Annotated in this window: 11 protein-coding genes and 3 pseudogenes; 9 read left to right on the top strand and 5 right to left on the bottom strand. The window is 69.2% G+C overall.

What is annotated here, in order from left to right; translation table 11 throughout:
• Window positions 1–241: 241 nt before the first annotated feature.
• Entirely contained in the window at window positions 242–862 is a 621-nt protein-coding gene (locus ACFULQ_RS44635; protein ID WP_383556243.1) for a hypothetical protein, read from the bottom strand.
• A gap of 173 nt (window positions 863–1,035) precedes the next feature.
• Between ACFULQ_RS44635 and ACFULQ_RS44630 the strand changes: the two genes are divergently transcribed.
• Complete coding sequence (locus ACFULQ_RS44630) at window positions 1,036–1,620, top strand: YrhB domain-containing protein (RefSeq protein WP_383556240.1); 585 nt, start codon at window positions 1,036–1,038, stop codon at window positions 1,618–1,620.
• 18 nt (window positions 1,621–1,638) lie between these two features.
• Here the strand turns inward: ACFULQ_RS44630 and ACFULQ_RS44625 are convergent, their stop codons facing one another.
• Window positions 1,639–1,914: a hypothetical protein gene (locus ACFULQ_RS44625; RefSeq protein ID WP_383556238.1), complete on the bottom strand. Its 276-nt coding sequence runs from the start codon at window positions 1,912–1,914 to the stop codon at window positions 1,639–1,641.
• 330 nt (window positions 1,915–2,244) lie between these two features.
• On the opposite strand from ACFULQ_RS44625, the pseudogene ACFULQ_RS44620 reads away from it, so the two are divergent.
• A pseudogene (locus ACFULQ_RS44620) lies at window positions 2,245–2,810 on the top strand (transcriptional regulator); the annotation flags it as partial.
• A 35-nt stretch (window positions 2,811–2,845) separates the two neighbouring features.
• Window positions 2,846–2,998 carry a DUF6192 family protein gene (locus ACFULQ_RS44615; protein ID WP_383556247.1) on the top strand — a complete coding sequence of 51 codons (153 nt, stop codon included), beginning with the start codon at window positions 2,846–2,848 and terminating at the stop codon, window positions 2,996–2,998.
• A 143-nt stretch (window positions 2,999–3,141) separates the two neighbouring features.
• Here ACFULQ_RS44615 and ACFULQ_RS44610 read toward each other — a convergent pair.
• Window positions 3,142–3,357 (bottom strand): annotated as a pseudogene (locus tag ACFULQ_RS44610) (transposase); the annotation flags it as partial.
• Between the two features lie 724 nt (window positions 3,358–4,081).
• Between ACFULQ_RS44610 and ACFULQ_RS44605 the strand changes: the two are divergent.
• Window positions 4,082–5,338, top strand: a complete 1,257-nt coding sequence (locus ACFULQ_RS44605) for a NucA/NucB deoxyribonuclease domain-containing protein (RefSeq protein ID WP_383556235.1) — start codon at window positions 4,082–4,084, stop codon at window positions 5,336–5,338.
• A gap of 69 nt (window positions 5,339–5,407) precedes the next feature.
• Here the strand turns inward: ACFULQ_RS44605 and ACFULQ_RS44600 are convergent, their stop codons facing one another.
• On the bottom strand, window positions 5,408–5,893 hold the full coding sequence (locus ACFULQ_RS44600; protein WP_383556233.1) for a hypothetical protein: 486 nt from the start codon (window positions 5,891–5,893) through the stop codon (window positions 5,408–5,410).
• A gap of 410 nt (window positions 5,894–6,303) precedes the next feature.
• Between ACFULQ_RS44600 and ACFULQ_RS44595 the strand changes: the two genes are divergently transcribed.
• The 5 genes and pseudogenes from ACFULQ_RS44595 to ACFULQ_RS44575 form a co-directional block, all read left to right on the top strand.
• The gene (locus tag ACFULQ_RS44595) at window positions 6,304–6,705 is read left to right on the top strand and encodes a CU044_2847 family protein (protein WP_383556230.1); all 402 of its coding nucleotides are present in this window, start codon (window positions 6,304–6,306) and stop codon (window positions 6,703–6,705) included.
• A complete protein-coding gene (locus tag ACFULQ_RS44590; protein WP_383556228.1) occupies window positions 6,702–8,633 on the top strand; it encodes a trypsin-like peptidase domain-containing protein in 1,932 nt (643 codons plus the stop codon). The genes ACFULQ_RS44595 and ACFULQ_RS44590 overlap by 4 nt, the downstream gene beginning before the upstream one ends.
• A 126-nt stretch (window positions 8,634–8,759) precedes the next feature.
• Window positions 8,760–9,791 (top strand): AAA family ATPase, encoded by a 1,032-nt coding sequence (locus ACFULQ_RS44585; protein WP_383556226.1) that lies wholly within the window; start codon window positions 8,760–8,762, stop codon window positions 9,789–9,791.
• Complete coding sequence (locus ACFULQ_RS44580) at window positions 9,791–14,077, top strand: SAV_2336 N-terminal domain-related protein (protein WP_383556223.1); 4,287 nt, start codon at window positions 9,791–9,793, stop codon at window positions 14,075–14,077. Before ACFULQ_RS44585 ends, ACFULQ_RS44580 begins: the two co-directional genes overlap by 1 nt.
• A gap of 581 nt (window positions 14,078–14,658) precedes the next feature.
• A pseudogene (locus tag ACFULQ_RS44575) lies at window positions 14,659–15,330 on the top strand (IS5 family transposase); the annotation flags it as partial.
• Between the two features lie 27 nt (window positions 15,331–15,357).
• Here the strand turns inward: ACFULQ_RS44575 and ACFULQ_RS44570 are convergent.
• A complete protein-coding gene (locus tag ACFULQ_RS44570; protein WP_383556245.1) occupies window positions 15,358–16,326 on the bottom strand; it encodes a phosphotransferase family protein in 969 nt (322 codons plus the stop codon).
• Window positions 16,327–16,552 lie beyond the last annotated feature (226 nt).

The raw sequence follows: 16,552 nt of genomic DNA, 5'->3' as shown, positions 1-16,552 counted from the left end.
CATCCGGTCCGGCCCCGCCGCAGCACCGACCTCCGGCTTTCTGACCGCTACTGGCCGCAAACCAACGCGCCCCCAGGGAAAACTGCCGCAGGCCACGGTGACACGTGCCCGCGGACGCGAGGGCCGGCCCCCCGACCCGAGGGTCGGCCCTCGCGCATACCCGCGCCACGGCGCGCCGCGGCATCAACGACACGATCTCCCTGCATGAACAGCCACGGTCCGCCCGTCCACTGCGCCACCGTCACGAACCAGATGCCTCCACAGCGCCGGCCCGCCGCGCCCGCGCACGCTCAGCGAGATCGTGCAGCCGCTCGATCCAGGTCTGCATGAACGTCTCGGCTCCGCCCTCCGCGGTACCGGGCAGCGACAACAGCCCCTGCCCGGCACCGATCTGTTCGTCGATCAGCTCCTCCAGCCAGGCGGCGAGCGCGGCCATCTCGGGCGACAGGCACATCACCAGCGCGTGGGGGACACCGGACGGCTTGGCCATCTGAGGGACGAGCAGGGCGATGAGCAAGGCGAACCCCGACGCGTCGACCCTCGCCCTCAGCCGGGCGAGGAAAGGGCTGTCGGGCATCAGGAACCCATGCATCACGTAGAAGAAGCCGACCAGGGTGAGAATCCGCACCACGCCCCGCGCTGCGGCCATCTCCTCCTCACCGGCGGCCTGGAGGCGGGCGAGCGGGTTGACGAGCGCTCCCGCCTCGATCCAGCTGTCCAGGGTGCCCTCGCTCTCGGCCCTGCGCGCGGACTGGGCGACCGGAGCCCAGTCCACACCGGGCATCAGCGCAGCGAGCGCCTCGACAAGCATCTCGCCGCCGACCTCACCGGCCCCCATCCCGGCGGCCCCGGCCAAGCGCACCGCCGCGCGCCGCCGCTCGCCACACCCTCCACCTCTTGCTGCGCCTCGCCCCCTGGTACCCCGACCGACCACAGGGAACGGGCGAGAGACACAGGTGAATCACCCCCCTCTGCATGGCCTCGAGCAGTGGGAATTCGGTGGCCGAAATTGCGCCGGCACGGGATGCTGCACGCGTGATCGAGAGAGACGCCGCCGTACAGGCTGTCGAAGAGCAACTGGAGCTCGACTATCAGCAGTGGCGGGCCGCCAGTGCGGAAGCAGTGCAGATGGCCGTGGTCAGCGTCGAAGAGCACGAGCTGGTGTGGATCGTCTACTGGCAGTCCGAGACCTTCCTACGGACACGGAAGACCGAGGACATGCTGGTCGGCAATGGACCGTACCTGGTCGACCGCGTCGACGGAGGACTGCACCGGATCGGGGTCGTCTCCGCGCACACAGGGGAGTGGGAGACCGACTACCGGGCCCGGATACGCGGGCTGCCGGTACGCACCGAGACAGATGACCTGCACGACGCACTCCGCACAATCGCCGCTGCGCGCGGACGGATGCATGCCGTGCGGACACTGCGCCAGAGGCTGCCCATGTTCTCGCCTGCGGAAGCCATCGAGTATGTGAGCGCGTTGCTGAAGGGTGATGCACCCGCCCGCCTCGTGGCTATTGCCACCAAGGAACTCGTGGAGCCCTTCAACCCCGTACTCGGGGTGGAGACCATCGTGGGTGGCACGGCGATCCGAACCGCTCACCGCCCCGAGGGATGACGGGAAAGCCAGCCGGCATCACTCGCTGCGCCAGGACTCCAGCCGCTGCGCGATCGTACGCAGGTCGGATTCCTGATTGCAGACCGCCTGGGCGAGCTCGTACAACTCGTCGTCCTTGGCCTGCAGCGGCTGGCTGGAGACGTGCATGCACTGGCTGGTGCAGGCCCAGCCAATGACCAGGTTGTAGTCGGTGAAGGGCCGCAGCAGCAGCGCGGTGTGCAGAAAGGTCGCAGCCCGGGCGGCGGGCTGGTTCGGAAGACCAGCAGAGCCGAGAAGCGGGGATCGGGGTCCCACGGGGGCATGGAAAATCCGGCCCCGTAGGTACTCATGCTGTCCAGCCGCCATCCGTGCACCTCGACGCCCTCGATCGTCGCGGCCACCAGATGCTCGGGTGCCTGATCCGGGCTGTAGGGGTGGTTCAGCGGCACGCTCACGGAGAACACCCGGGCCGTCGACGTACGCGCCTGCGCACCGATCTCCTTCAGCCAGACGTCCGTGCCTGCCACGTTCGTGGTCATGGCGTTCCCCTCTCCCGACCCGGGACGTTGCCGGCCGCCAGCACGCCCCAAACGCTCAACATGCCAGTAGGTTGCCGTGTCACCGGACGGAACGGAGAAACAGCAAGTGCCTGAGCGGAACATCGAGTTCGGCAAGTACGGTGCCCACGGCATCAAGGGCCACGAGGCCGTCGCCCGCCAGCTGGACGCGCTGGCCGGCTTCATCGCCACCTCCGTCACCGCCCGGCGCGGCTTGCTGGCCCGCCTGCATTGCCTCACCCGCACCGGTCACGCCCGGGCGGCGGCCCGGGCCGCCGGGCTGACCGTCACCGACCGGACCCTGCGCGCCTGGACGGCCGGCACCTGCACGCCTTCGAGGAAGAACCTGGAGGAGTGCGGGCCTACCGCACCGTGCGGCGGGAGAACGTCGCCCGCTACCTGGCCGCCCGGCTCAACCGCGACGGCCGCGGCACCCGCGTCGAGATCCATCCCCTCAACCAGTCCCAGGTCTCCCGGCCGCGCCAACGCCCGGTGGAGTTCCGCTCGATGAACGTGCGCCGCTGGGACCGCATCGTCGCCGCCTGGGCGGCCGGCGACGACCAGGGGCTCGACGACGCCTGGGTCGACCAGGTCGTCGTCCTCGGCTCTCAATGGGGCCATGACGAGTACGTCACCAACGTCGGATTCGCCGCCTGCCCTTGGCATTTCGTGGCTTCGGCAACGATGGCATGCCGTCAAGGTGGCATGCCAGTGAGCGCGAGACCGTGCGTCGGCAGATCGGCCGGGTGTGCGCGGCGGCGGACTGGCTTGAAGGGGCCCTCGATAACGGCGAGTTCACCCTGGACGAGCAGCTGGTCCAGCTGCTCAAAGGCGAGGAGTAGCTGTGCCGCGACGCCGGGAGGCCCGGCCGCTGGCCGAGCCCTACGGCGACCTGGTCCGCGTCGCCCTGAGTGTTTGAGATCCCGGCTCGCGGCTTCGACGATCTTCGTTGGCCCCGGAGGACAGCCTGGCTGGGGATCGTCAGCAACGGCATGGCCGAGGACGTCCCGGAGATGTCCACCGCCCAGTGGACCTCCTCGGCCAGGTCCAGGATCTCACCGAGCGCGGTCAGGATCGCCGACTCGTCGTTGTCGATCTTCTGCGACCACAGTGTCGCACCGCTCTCGTCGGCCACCGCCGCCCTGTGGTGGCCCTTGCCGGCGTCGATGCCGGCCCAGAACTGGGCCTGTCTCTTGCTCACTTGCCCCTCCTCGTTCTGCTCAGCATGCCGGCCCGAGGAACACCCCGTCGTCGACTCCGTTAAACAGCGACCGAGACGCACACCTCAATCAGCGACCAGGGCGCCCCGGAGAACCGGGCGGCCGCTCCTTCGAAGCCACTGAAGACAAGTCCCCCCAAGCCACACCCGGCCCTCCCAGGCCGCCCAACAACTTACGGAGTCCCCATCGGGTCCAAGGCCCTCCGATGTGGGTGACGTCAGTGCGCAGCGAAGCGGCCGACACGCTGCGGCGGCTTCTGGCCATACTCGCTTCCGTCCCCGACTTAGTGTTCGCGACGATCGCCGTGTGCGCAGAATGCCACTTCGCCGCGGATGCCGGGAGACGGGCCTTGGCGGCGTGGGGGAAGGGGCCTGAAGGGCTTCGGTGGGAAAGGGCCCGGTCGGGACGGATGCGCCTAAGGGTGCGCGGTGCGGCCAGTGGCACGGGATGGGTGGCCGGGATCGCACGCTGCATACTGCCGTCCCTTGACCAGTTCTTGGGGTGCGGACAAGTTGGGTCGCAGTCACCGAAAAGAGCCGCGGATCTTTCGCTGCTCAGTGATGTCAGGAGCATGCCAACAATGGGGGACAGATGAGACCAAGGCGCCATGCGGCGTTGCTCGCCGCGCTGGCCACGTTAGTGATCGGTTACGGGGCCCCGGCACATGCCGCCGAACCCTTCGCTGATCAGGGAAAACTGGTCAGCGTGGTACGCACGCTGACCGGCAGTCAATACCTCGACGCCGACGGGAAGCCGAAGGCGGCCGTCCGTGCGGACGCGGCGGACAAGAACAAGAAGGTGCCCGCGGAATCGATCAGGAGCGCCGCCCCTGATCGTGAACCGGTTGTCACGAGCGAGGCGCAGGCCCGGTTCCTCGCCCTGGACGCGGGCGCCGAATACGGCACGCCCAGCGAGCAAGTCGCCACCGGCAAGGTGTCCACCCTCCAAGAGGACGACATCACGCTGGAGGAGTGCCGGTCCAACACGGACAAGTCCGGCCGGGCCGAGGGCTGGATCAAGAACCACTTCTCCTACTGCCAGATCGGTGTCCTTGTGGCGGAGCAGTTCCGCTGCTGGAGTATTTTCTGCGTCCCCGTGGGTGCCTTCAGCGCCCGGGTGACACACATGGGCTACGCCTACCAGGGCCTGAGGGACGTGGACTGGAAGGTCTACTTCGACGAGATCGACGCCTGGGGCGTCAGTGAGGCCGGCCTGCTGACGGTCGAGGCGGAATGTGCCGGATCGACGTCAGACGCCTGTGTGTCCGGAGGCTTCGACCGGGTCGTCAAGACGGTTCCGCAGTGGCAGGCGAACGGGGAGGCAACCCTGCTCTTCACCTCACACGCCGACCCACCGGACGCCTCCCGGGGCGAGCAGGTCAAGACGGGCACGTTCCAGTTCGAGTACGACTTCCGGACCACCGCAGGCAACAAGGAGGCGGACGGCCCGTCGACCAGCGTCCGTTTCGACTCCGCCTGGTACCTGCCGCAGAAGCAGGGCTCGATCTTCGACCGCGTCACGCCCTGGCTGAGCTACAGCACCAAGGACTCCGAGGTGAACGAGAGCGCCTGGCACATCCGCGACGCGCAGGACCACCCGGAGTCCACGTATCCCCGCATCGACGGCAAGCACATCCCAGGAGCTTCGGCGTCGGATCCGCTCAGGCGGCTTTACCACGACACCCAGAGGCGCACCTGGAACCGCGAGCGGTTCGCCGTGCCTGTGTGCCAAGCACAGTGGCCCGGCTATCCGGAACTGAGCCAGGACTGCGACGAGTACCCCTTCTCCGCGACGTACGAAGGAGCGGCACGCCATCTGTACCAGGATGTGCCCTACGGTCAGTTCTCCGTACGACCCGTCTTGTTCAGCGACAACCAGGAGGCGGGCAACCGCCTGGGAACCTGGTACGGACGTGACCGCATCCTCGACGGCGACGCGTTCTACGTGAAGATCGTCGACTGAGCCGGTCGGCAAACTGCAAGTACCGGTCCGAAGCCGTGGAAGCCCGCTGGGCTCCCACGGCTTCGGCGGTCACACGCCAGCAGCTGCCCCTTCGTCGGACGACGGCCAGAACTGCACCACGTACCGCTCCGTGCCGTCCGGGACGGGCTGCGCCCGCCAGTTCAGTTCCAGGGCGGTGTCGCGTCCGCGGGCCCAGGTCTGCACCTCATACGCTCCCGGGCCGCCGACCTCGAAGACAGCCCGGCCCGGCCCCATCGTCAGCGTCCAGAGTTGCACCCGCCCCGACGGCAGGACCAGGGCCACTCGTTCGTCGTCCTCCCAGGAGCCCTCCGGCACGCCGGGGACGCCGTCCCATGCCTCCAGGCGTACGGCGGCCCGGTGGTCGGGGGCGCCGGTGGTGAAGTCGATCCGGCCGTACTGGGCGTGGACGGAAACGTCAGCAGGGCGCGGTCCCGCCGGCCACGGATGGGGGCAGGCAGCCGCGTCCTCGTCCATCAGCCCGAACACCCGCCGCTCGACCAAGATCAGTTCCTCGTGGGCCCTCAGCCGTCCCATGACACAGCCTCCCGGATCCGCCGACACCTGGCCGCCTCGTGCGCACCCTAGTGCCCTGTACGGGCGGGCTGCACGTGTGGTGCCAGTCCACGGGCAACCGCCGTTGGAAGTCCTCCGCCGGTTCCAGTCCCGGCGGCGCTCTCGCCTGGCAAGTCGACATCCGCGCGGCTTCAACCCCACCGTTGGGTGGACTGCTGCGCCAGATGGGGAGGTGCCCGGCGGCCTGGCGACGACGACAGTGCTGCCATAGTCCCGTTGTTGTGCATGCCATTCCTCCTGCGTACTTGCCGGAATTGTCTTCCCGGCGCGCGTGAGGCGGCACAATGAGGTACGACGATCTGCGGCGCTGCAACAGATGCCGGTCCATGGAGAGTTGGCGCGTGCGCGGAGGGGGAGCCATGGAGCGCAGAGTGCAGGAGATCGAACTGCCCGGCGGAGAGAAGGTGCTCGCCTGGGTCAGTGTGCTCGCTCCCGAGGAAGTGCCTGCCGTGACCGATGAGTTCGCCTACGACGATGTCGGTGCCGTCGACTGGATGGTTGCGCGGGTGGATCAGCTGAACGAACTGGTCAGTGGGGTCGGCGGGGCCGTGCTGGCGGCGGCGCGCGCTGTGCGTCCTGACGAGGTGAGCGCCACGTTCGGGGTGGAGCTCGCGCTGAAGCCGGGCAAGGCGGTTGCTCTGCTCGCCGATGGGGAGGCCAAGGCGGCCCTGTCGATCACGTTGACCTGGCACAAGGCCGAGGACATCGCACCGGCTGGCGGTGCCGACACGGTTGTTGCCCTGCCCGATGATCGGGACGCTACCGCCGTATGACCGGCCAGCTGGAGCAGTTGGTGAGGCGGGCGACGGTGTGGATTGGTCCGGACGCCCAGCCCGACGTGTTCTGGGGCAGCGGTTTTGTCGTTGCGCCTGGCTGGGTGCTCACTTGTGCGCACATTCTGCCGCTCGCGCGGGGGGCCGAGCACGTGGGCGTTCTGCGCGTGCGGGGGTACGGCTTCGAGGCTGTAGCCCGGCTCGCGTACTGGCTCGGTGGCGGCACCGATCCCGAGCAGGACCTCGCGCTCGTCAGGCTGGCCGACGGCGCTGCGGCCCACGGCCCTGTTGCGTGCGTGCGACTGACGGACCGCTACGACCCGCCGCACCAGGTCACGGCATTCGGCTGGCGCATGTCGTCGGGTGGTGTGCCCCAGCGCTGGAGCGGACACAGCGAGTGCAATGGCCGGGACGGCTCCTACGGTTTCACCCTCGCGCCGCACATGGAGATACCGCACGGCGCGTCCGGCGGACCGCTGCTGGACCGTGAGCACGGGGTCGTCGTGGGCGTCGTCAAGGCCCGCCGCAAGGGGCAGGACGGCGGTCTGGCCGTGGCCTCGACCGGGCTGCGCGGCTTCCGTAACGCTCGTGCCGTGGATGGCGAGGACCGTCTGGGCCCCGACCCCTACACGGCGCTGATCAGGGAGCACGACCGGTGGCACCACCGTGTGTCGGGCAGCTTGTCCTGGGTGCGGTTGCAGGGCGGCACTGGTGCGGGCGGCAGCAGGTGGGTGGCGCGGGACGGCGCTGAGGCGTCTGCGCTGCTGGCTGACCTGCCGCTGCCCGTCTCCTCGGCCGATCTGCAGCAGATGATCAGCAGAGTGCTCGGTTACGAGCCGTTGTGGGAGGACGCTCTCTCACCGGTCGACTGGCGCGACGGGTTGGGCTGGGTGTACGACCAGCCGGACGGTGCCGAGGTCGTCGCGCTGCACTATCTGCTCGCCGTCGTGCAGGCGTGCCGGCGCCGGTCCTCAGAGGCCGTCGTCGAACTGAAACGGTGGGTGAAGTCGCGGATCGAGGAGCTGCCGGACTTCATGGCGGCGCTGTTGCGCGAGCGCGCGCCGGATGACGCGCGGAGGACACCCGACCACACCTTCATCGCGGACGGCCGTTGCGGGGCGCCCCCTGACGATGAAGCGCGCGCGGTGGCAGTCGAGTTGAAGCCGGACGCCTATGGTCCCGGTGACCGTTTCCACTGGCGGGTCTGGGCCTGGCCGGACGAGGGCGGCCCGCCGCGAGTGCTGGCTGATGACGCCGGGGGTGAGGGCTCGCTGCTCTCCGAGCTGCCGCAGGCCCTGGACCAGCCGCTGTGCAACGCCTTTCTGCAACTCGACGCCGAGCAGCGCCGCGCCCGACTCGAGTTCGCCCTGCCGGTCGAGTATTTCGGGCTGGACGCGCACATGTGGCCGTGGTCCGCACGGACGCCCTTCGGTGCCCAGCGGCAGGTCGTGCTGCGCAGCCAAGAACGCCGCGGCGAGCCGGCCGATGCGTGGCAGCAGCGCTGGGCCGGAGTCACCGCGAACGCGCTCAAGGCTCTCCCCATGCACTCGTCTGAATACGCGAAGGAGGCGCTGGAGGAGGCTGAGCCCGGCGCGGTGCCAGTGCTGTGTCGCCCACCGCGGCAGAGTGCCGACTCGCTGACGGAGGCGATCGGCGCCGGATACAGCATCGCTCTGTGCAGCCTGCGGGGCGAGCACGCGCGCGCATGTGGCACCGACTGCGGCGAGCTCTACGGCCGGGCCGTGCAACTCCTCGGCACGGCCGGCTCGGCCATGGCTCTGCCCGAACTGCTGCGGTCCCTCAGGGAGCGGGCCAATGCCGAGGACGGCGACGGCGAGGACACGGCCTGGGCGTCCCACGTTGCGCTCCTGTACGACGACCCGCGGCGCCCCCTTCCGGTTCACATCGACCCGCTGGACTCCCCGTGACACGTCCACCCATGACGCGTCTACGTCCCGTGACAGTTCCGGCAGCCCACGAGCCTTCCCGTCCGCCACACCCAGCCTCTTTGACACGGCCCGGACAGCACCCGCCTCTCGCAGAAGGAGACTTCCGTGACCACCCCCGACTGGTTCGTCTTCCGGGGTACCGGGCAGCCGCACGACGGCGTCGATCGGCTGCCCGCACCGCCGCCGTGGCGCGCCTTCGACGGTGGACCGCTCATCGAGACGGTTCCGCCACTGGGCAGCGAGTCGACGCGCCGCCTGGGCGCCCATGGCGCAAACGGCACCCTCTGGCGCCCAGAGGATCTGGAGCTGATCAATGCCGCGCTCTACCTGCGCCGGCCCTTGCTGGTCACCGGCGACCCCGGCTCCGGCAAGTCGACGCTGGCCCACGCCCTCGCGCACGAACTCGGCCTCGGCCGGGTGCTGCACTGGCCCATCGTCAGCCGCACCACCCTGCGAGACGGCCTCTACGGCTATGACGCAATAGCCCGCCTGCACGACCTGCAGATGGCCAAGGAAACGGGAGAGGCCTACACGGAGGACATCGGCGAGTACATCCGTCTCGGCCCGCTCGGCACCGCACTGCTGCCCCATGCCAGGCCGCGGGTTCTCCTCGTCGACGAGCTGGACAAGAGCGACATCGACCTGCCCAACGACCTCCTCAACGCCCTGGAGGAGGGGGAGTTCCGCATCGCCGAGCTCCAGCGCATCGCCCGCCGACAGCCCGAGGTCCGGGTACTCACCGACGACGACGACCGTGCTCTCGTCCAGGGGGGCCGGGTCCGCTGCCGGGCCTTTCCCGTGGTGGTGATGACGAGCAATGGCGAACGCGACTTCCCCGCACCTCTGCTGCGCCGCTGCCTCCACCTCGAACTGCCGACGCCCCAAAACGATGACTGGGGCGCCGCGCGGCTGGACTCCATGGTCCGCGCCCACTTCCCGGACGCCGACCAGTCCGGCAGGGACCAGCTGATCAGTGACTTCCTCCAGGCCCACCCCGGTTCCCTGCGCGCCGCCGACCAACTGCTCAACGCTATCTACTTCACCCAGGAGGCCGTGCGCGACAGCGAGTCCGACCGACAGCGGCTCGCCGAGCTGCTGATGAGGCCCCTCGGCCAGGGCGACCGCGGGACACGCTGATGACCTGGCCCACGCCCCCTCCTGCCGCCGACGGACCGCTCGCCGCGCTCGCCGAGCGGCTGCGCACCCGCCTGAGTGTGGAGCCAGGTGCACGGGAGCTCGCGGAGGCGCTGTGGCTGGCCGAGTACGTGGAAGCCGCCGAAGTGCGCTCGAGGGCCCCGGAGCCGCCGGCAGATCAGCCGTACGACCCTCCGCATCCGCCCGCACGGCAACAGCCGGAGGCCGGGACCGAGCCCACAGTCCCCGCCCCTGAAGCCTCCGTGCGCACCCACCTGTACGCCGAGGACCCGCACCGCCCGCCCGGCGACGGCACCGCACAAGGTGCCGTGAACCGGGACTTCGTACGTGTCCGCGTCCCCGCGGCGACTGCCCTGCCGCACTCCCTTGGCCTTCAACGGGCCCTGCGCCCGCTCCAGCGCTACCAGCCGCCCGTCCGTACCACCGCTCACCGCCTGGACGAACAGGCCACAGCGGAGCGGGCTGCGGAGACCGGCCTGCTGATCCCCGTCCTGCGCGCCCACGCACGAGGCGAGGCCCGCCTGCGGCTGCTCATGGATGCATCCAGCTCGACCTCCGTATGGGACAGCACACTTGTGGACCTGCGGCAGATCTGCGCCGGTCTCGGCGCCTTCCGCGAGGTGCAGGCGCACTACGTCCACGAGGGCGCCGATGGGAGGCTGACTCTCGGCCCTTCCCGGGATCCGGCCCGCGCACCACGCGCTGCGGAACAGTTGCGCGATCCCACCGGACGGCAGCTGACACTCGTCCTCAGCGACTGCGCGGGGCCGCTGTGGCGCTCGGGGCAGATGCAGCGGCTGCTGCACGACTGGACGCAGGCCGCGCCCGTCGCCGTCGTGCAGCCCCTGCCGCAGCGCTTGTGGCGCCGCACCCACCTCCCGGCGCGCCCGGGCACCTTGCGCCGCCGCGAAGGGCTGGGCGCCCGTCTCGAGTTCATCCCTGCCGAGGGCGTGGTGCCGCCAGGCGCGCTGCCCATCCCCGTGCTCGGGCCCACCCGCGCAGCCCTCGGCACCTGGGCCCGGCTCCTGTCCGGCGGCACGGGCCTCTCCATGCCCGCTGCTGCCGCCTGGGTCCACGCGGACCATTCCGCCGCCCCACCCCGCCCGCAACGCGAGCCCGCGGACGCGGCGACGCTCGTCGCAGCCTTCCGCAGCTCCGCCTCCCGCCAAGCCGTTTCTCTCGCCGTCTCCTTCTCGGCCGTACCGCTCACCCTGCCTGTGATGCAGCTCGTTCAGCGCGCCATGCAGCCCCGCAGCGGACCCTTCGTTCTCGCCGAAGTGCTGCTCGGTGGTCTGATACGGCACACGGACCAGGCCGGCTGGTACGAGTTCCTGCCCGGCGTGCGTGAGGAACTGCTGCGTCTGCTGCCGCGCGGTGAGGCGCTGCTGGTGCTCAGGCACAGCGGGGAGTACGTCGAGCGGCACTTCGGGCGGCGGGCACACAACTTCCCGGCGCTGGCGCTGGCCCGGCTGACCGGGAACACGGCTGTCCTGCCGGACGCAGAGGAACAGGTTCCGCAGGCGTTCGCCGAGGTGTCGAGGGCCGTGCTGGGGCGGTTCACGGGAGCCGTGGTGCCGGCCCCTGTCGTGGCGCCGCTACGGTTGATATCCCTGGTCTTCAGGCCGGAGGATGCGACGTGGGCAGGGTGGATGGCCCGGCTGCTGGAGGCTGCGGGCTGCGAGGCGGTGCTGCGGACACGGCACACCGACAGCGAGTTGACGATCGCCCCGGCTCGCCCGCCCGAGGCGGTTTCCGACCGGCCGCTTCAGGTGGTGCGACTTCTCGGTGACGGCACCGATGCCGACGCCATGCGCTTGAACGCGGCCCTGCAGCAGGTGATCCCCGTCGATCTCGACGTCGATGTCAGCACTGACGGAGATTTTCTCGGGCTCAGCCCTTCGCCCGGGATCCGTCACACCCCCATATCGAGCCTGACCGAGGGGCTGGCCAGGCGGTGGCTGTTCAACCAACTGGGCATCGATGCAGGCACATCCCTGCTGAGCGACCGAGACGCGGAGTACCCCGGGCCCACGCGGCTCGTCGAGGGCCCGGTCCCCGAGCGTTCACCGGGACACGTCCTGCAGCCAGATGCGCTCCACCAACTGCGAGCGAGGATGTGGGACCAGCAGCGGGCAGTGCGGCCCTGCGCTCTGGTCGGGCAGCCCGGGACGGGCAAGACGCAGCTCGCGGCGGAGTACGTGCACCGGTTCGCCGACGAGTACGACTTCGTAGCATGGATCCAAGCCCGGGACACCGACACGCGCTTCGAGGCAGTGGGAGACCTCTCGATCAAGATCAACGGTTGTCTCGAACGCGAACCCGGCCTGCCGCAGGTCATAGAGATGTTCACGCAGCGTCTGCCCGAGGAGAACCTGCGCTGGCTGATCGTCTACGACGGCTGGGACGACGCCCGGGACGCAGACAGGTTCCCGCTCAGCGGCGGACACGTACTGATCACCTCCCGTGACCCGGGCTGGGCAGATACGGCCGACGTCCTGCGCCTGACCGACACCGGTGAAGGGCCTACCGGACCGGCGGCCGCGCGCGACGAACTCATTCGGCGCGCGCTGGTCCGGGTCGACGCCTCGAGCGGAACGGGCAGCGGCTTCTTCCTGGCACCCGGCTGGGCAGTCACGGCGTCGACCGTGGTCCGGGCCCGCCACCGAGGCTCCTTCGTCGAGGTCACCATGATGGACGGCAACCGACACCAGGCCGAGAAGGTCCTGGACGTGGGCGACCTGGCCCTGCTTCATGTGCCCGCTGTGGTCAACGCGGACTGCCTGTGGCTCACCGACCGCCCGGTGGCCCAGGCTGGAGCCGTGTTCCTGTGCTGGGCCGCAGGATCCCGGAACACCCCGCGAGAGTTCCGAACGCCCGCAAGAGCCTTCGAGCCGCTCCGCAACGACACCTTCACCCTCGACGGCGTTCACCTTCCGCCGGGTAGTGCGGGCGGACCCGTCCTCGACGCCGGCGACGGGTCCCTCATCGGTGTCGTCGTAACCCGGCGAGAAGACGGAACCGGCGAAGCGATCCGTATCGAGGCGTTGCGGGAACTCTGCAACCAGGGCACCGCGAACACCGAGCTCTGGCACGGCATCATCCGCGCCCACGACCGGCACCACTACAACCGGTTCATGGACCGCGGCTCCCGCCTGACGTGGACCGGGGTGCAGGCACAGGTCTCTGGCGGCTCAGGCCCGAAGATGCGAACCGAGCTCTATGGACTACTCGCCGAACTGGAGCCCCCCGCCGGCGCCGAGGCCGTGCAGGCTTTGCTCGATGACCCGCGGCTGCGGACGGACCATATCCCGCGCCACTGGCGCGACGGCGCTGGCTGCGTGCGCCACCGCATCGCCGACAACAGCCTGTTCCTGTACGCCGCACACGTCTGGGCCCAACTAGCCCCTCGGAGCAGCCCCGATCAGGCCGCCGCCCTCACCGCGCTGCGGGACTGGACCGAGGCGTCAGCCCGGACGAGCATCACAGACGACGCCTTGCAGGACATTGCCGACGTCTTCGAGCGGGTGGACGTGACCTTCACGGCAAGCGGACCCGTCGTACGCGTGGAGATCGAGCGAGTGAGCCTCGACCGCCCGTACGGCTGGCGCGTTGTCCTGAGGCAGGACGGCGAGGAGGCGATCCAGGCCGAGGACATGTCCGGCAGGTCGGAGTTCGAAGTGCAGGACCGGCTGCCGCCCCACATCTCGGACGCCCTGGACAGGGCCGACACCGTCGCCGCCAGGGCAGCCGTCCAGTTCTGTCTGCCGAGCGCACTGCTCTGGGACCTCTCGGTCGAAGACTGGCCCGTGCGGCAGTCAGACGTCCTCGGCGAGGAGCGAGCCGTCTTCGTCCGTGCTCAGGACCCCCTGGGGCGGTCGTCACAGGAAAGACGGCGACGCTGGGAGGCGGTGGCCAAGGGGCCCCTGCAGGGAGCGCGGATGAGCTCGCGCCGCAGGACCGACGAGCCGCGCCCAGACTGGTTGCAGATGCCGCTCAACACGGTCCCGCTACTGTGCCGCCACCTCGACGTGCCCGCGGTAACCACGGACATCGACTTGGTCCGCTCCCTCGGCTACCCCCTCATCCTGTGGAGCCGATTTGCGACCCACGCCGACTGCGCAGAATTCTACGAGTGGGCGGAGGAACTGCTACATCACTCCGGTACCGCCCGCGAACTCATCGCCCAAGTGGGACGACTGCGGAGCCGTCGACATGTCTGGGCCCGCCGCCTCGCCGTCTATTGCGACCCACCCGACGAAGAGCGCTGACCTCGAACCCTCACTCTCTTCCGGAGTTTCCTGGACTGGCAAGGCGTCCCACTGTCGACGGCATGGCGCACCGCAGGGAGATCCAGACCTTCAAGGTCCTCGAAGGCGCTGCCTATTTGAGGCACCCACGAGTACTGGACGGTGGCGCGCCACAGTGATGCGCGCCGGGGACCGGAACGCCGCACCAAACGAGATGATCTTTGTAGAGGCGGGGTCAGGCCCGAACGCCGTGTGCGGGCCCTTCTTGTACGCGTACAGCAGGCCGACGGGGATCGACGCGTTCAGCTTCGCGCTCGCCGCCACGTCCTTCGCATTGGTCCGCGTCCAGGTCGCGCCGCCCGCACCCAGCCGCGGCGTGGTGCATGAACTGCTGGCTCCGAGGACCCCAGAACCGCTGCCCGCCTCCGAAGATCCGGTGCCGGGCTGAGCTCGACCCTGACCGTAAATAGCCACAGGTGGATGGTGTTTCGGGCCGAACCGCCACTGCCAACAGGCAAGTCGGCTCGGCATCCACCCTTTCCTCTCCAGGGCCTCCAGGACGGATCCGTGCTTCAACGCGCTAGTGCCGCGGCAGGCAACGCTTGCCTTCTGTAGGCTCTCGTCGCCGAACGGGAGGTTCGACTTGGGTACTCGCCCGGTTTTTCTGGAGGTGGAACCGGGCCGGGGTCGTCACTTACATCCGTGACCAGCTCCGCCGGAGGATCCGTACTAGAAAGGGCCGCTGTCCCCACCCGGTGACGCTGATCGTGGACTCCCAGTCGGTCAAGGGAGCCTCCACCGCTGGGAAGGACAGCCGCGGTTACGATGCCGCGAAGAAAATCAACGGCCGCAAGCGACATATCACCGTGGACACGCTCGGCCTGCCCGTGATGATCACGGTGACGCCCGCCGACATCCAGGACCGCGACGCCGCCCGCGACGTGTTCTGGCGTCTGCGCCTGACCCAGCCGCAGATCACCCAGGTCTGGGCCGACCGCGGCCACGCCGGCGAACTCGTGGACTGGGCCCGCGACCGCCTCTGGCTCACCCTGCGCATCGTCTCCCGGCCCAAAGGGGTCAAGGGCTTCGTCGTGTTGCCCCGTCGCTGGAAAGTCGAGCGCACGATCGGCTGGTGCATGAACGCGCGTCGCAACGCGCGCGACTACGAACGCCTGCCCCAGCACTCCGAAGCCCACCTGAACTGGGCGCTCATCACCATGATGACCCGACGCCTCACCCGCAAAAGCCCCCGCACCGACTGGGAGAAAAAGCCAAGTATGTCCCTCTGATGACCAACACCCTCAGACCAGCGCCAGCGCCTGGTTCAAGTGGTGCTCGGCAATCCCCTGCATGAACGCCCGGTCGGGGAAGTCTCCGTCGAGCAACCGGAGCGGCCCCGCCGTCAGGGACAGGTGCTGGGTGAGCTTGTAGAGGGCGAGTCGGTCCTCGTCGAGGTCCTCCACCGCCAAGCGCTGGTATTGGTCCTCGGAGTGGCGGAGCCGCAGGAACACGTGCTCCCACTCGACGTCGAAGTACAGCAACTCCTCGAAGTCGATCACGACTGGGTTACCGTCACGGTCCACCAGCACGTGGTCCAGCCCTAGCTCGCCATGGACGACCGAGTACTCGGCACGCGGCCGCACCTCCGCGGCGAGTTCACTCAGCCGTTCCTCCAGCCTGCCGCGGACGTCCGCGATCCTCCGGTCACGGGACGCCGCCTCAGCGAGGCAGCGCAGCGCGAACCCAAGCGCTGCCTCCTCGCACGACGTCGCCTTGGACCTTCCTCCCTTGTCGATCTGGGCCACCTTGCCGAACGACGGCGCTCGATGGCGTCGCATCGCCGCCAGGGCGTCGGCGAGGCGGGCCATCGTCGGCTCTGCGGCGCGCGGGTCGCGGTTGAACAGGTCCATCAGGTCCTCGCCAGGGAAGTCCTCCACGATCGCCAGGTCGGCCGGGTAGTGAGTGCGGTCCCGGTCGACCAAGTGGACCTCGGGGACCCGCAGGCCGAGCGAGGCCAGGCGCGCGTGGCTGGCCTCGAACAGGTCAAGTCCGACACCGGGCGAGAATGGGTCGGTGAGGTCGCCATCGCCCTCATCCGCTGGCCAGTAGTTCTCCGACTTCTCCCACAGATAGGCGACTGCAGTCGTGGCGTCGTTCATAGTGAGGCGGTACACGCCCTTCGTGGTGCCGCCGATGAGCCGCTCGACCGCCTCCAGCTGCCGACCGCCCCCCAGTGCGGCCCGGGCCGCCCCCGCCAGCTGGTCCCGCATCACTTCCCGAGGTGCCACGTCCACGACCCACCTTTTCAGCTCGGCAACTGGGGAACCCTACGCGAGCCACTACTCAAGCCTGAATCCCTTTTGCGGAGCCTCAGTCCTTTGCCCAGCTTCAAAAGCACCTACTAAGAGGTCGTTTTCTCCCGTTGTTTCATCCCGGAATCTTCTATTTGGTCTGCGGTGTCGGGTCGCGCCAGGAGATGGTGTTCTCGCGGGTGAG

The sequence above is a fragment of the Streptomyces sp. NPDC057253 genome (assembly GCF_042669125.1).
Taxonomy (GTDB): domain Bacteria; phylum Actinomycetota; class Actinomycetes; order Streptomycetales; family Streptomycetaceae; genus Streptomyces.
Note: the sequence above shows the minus strand (reverse complement) of the source record. Positions and strands in the feature narration are given on the sequence as shown.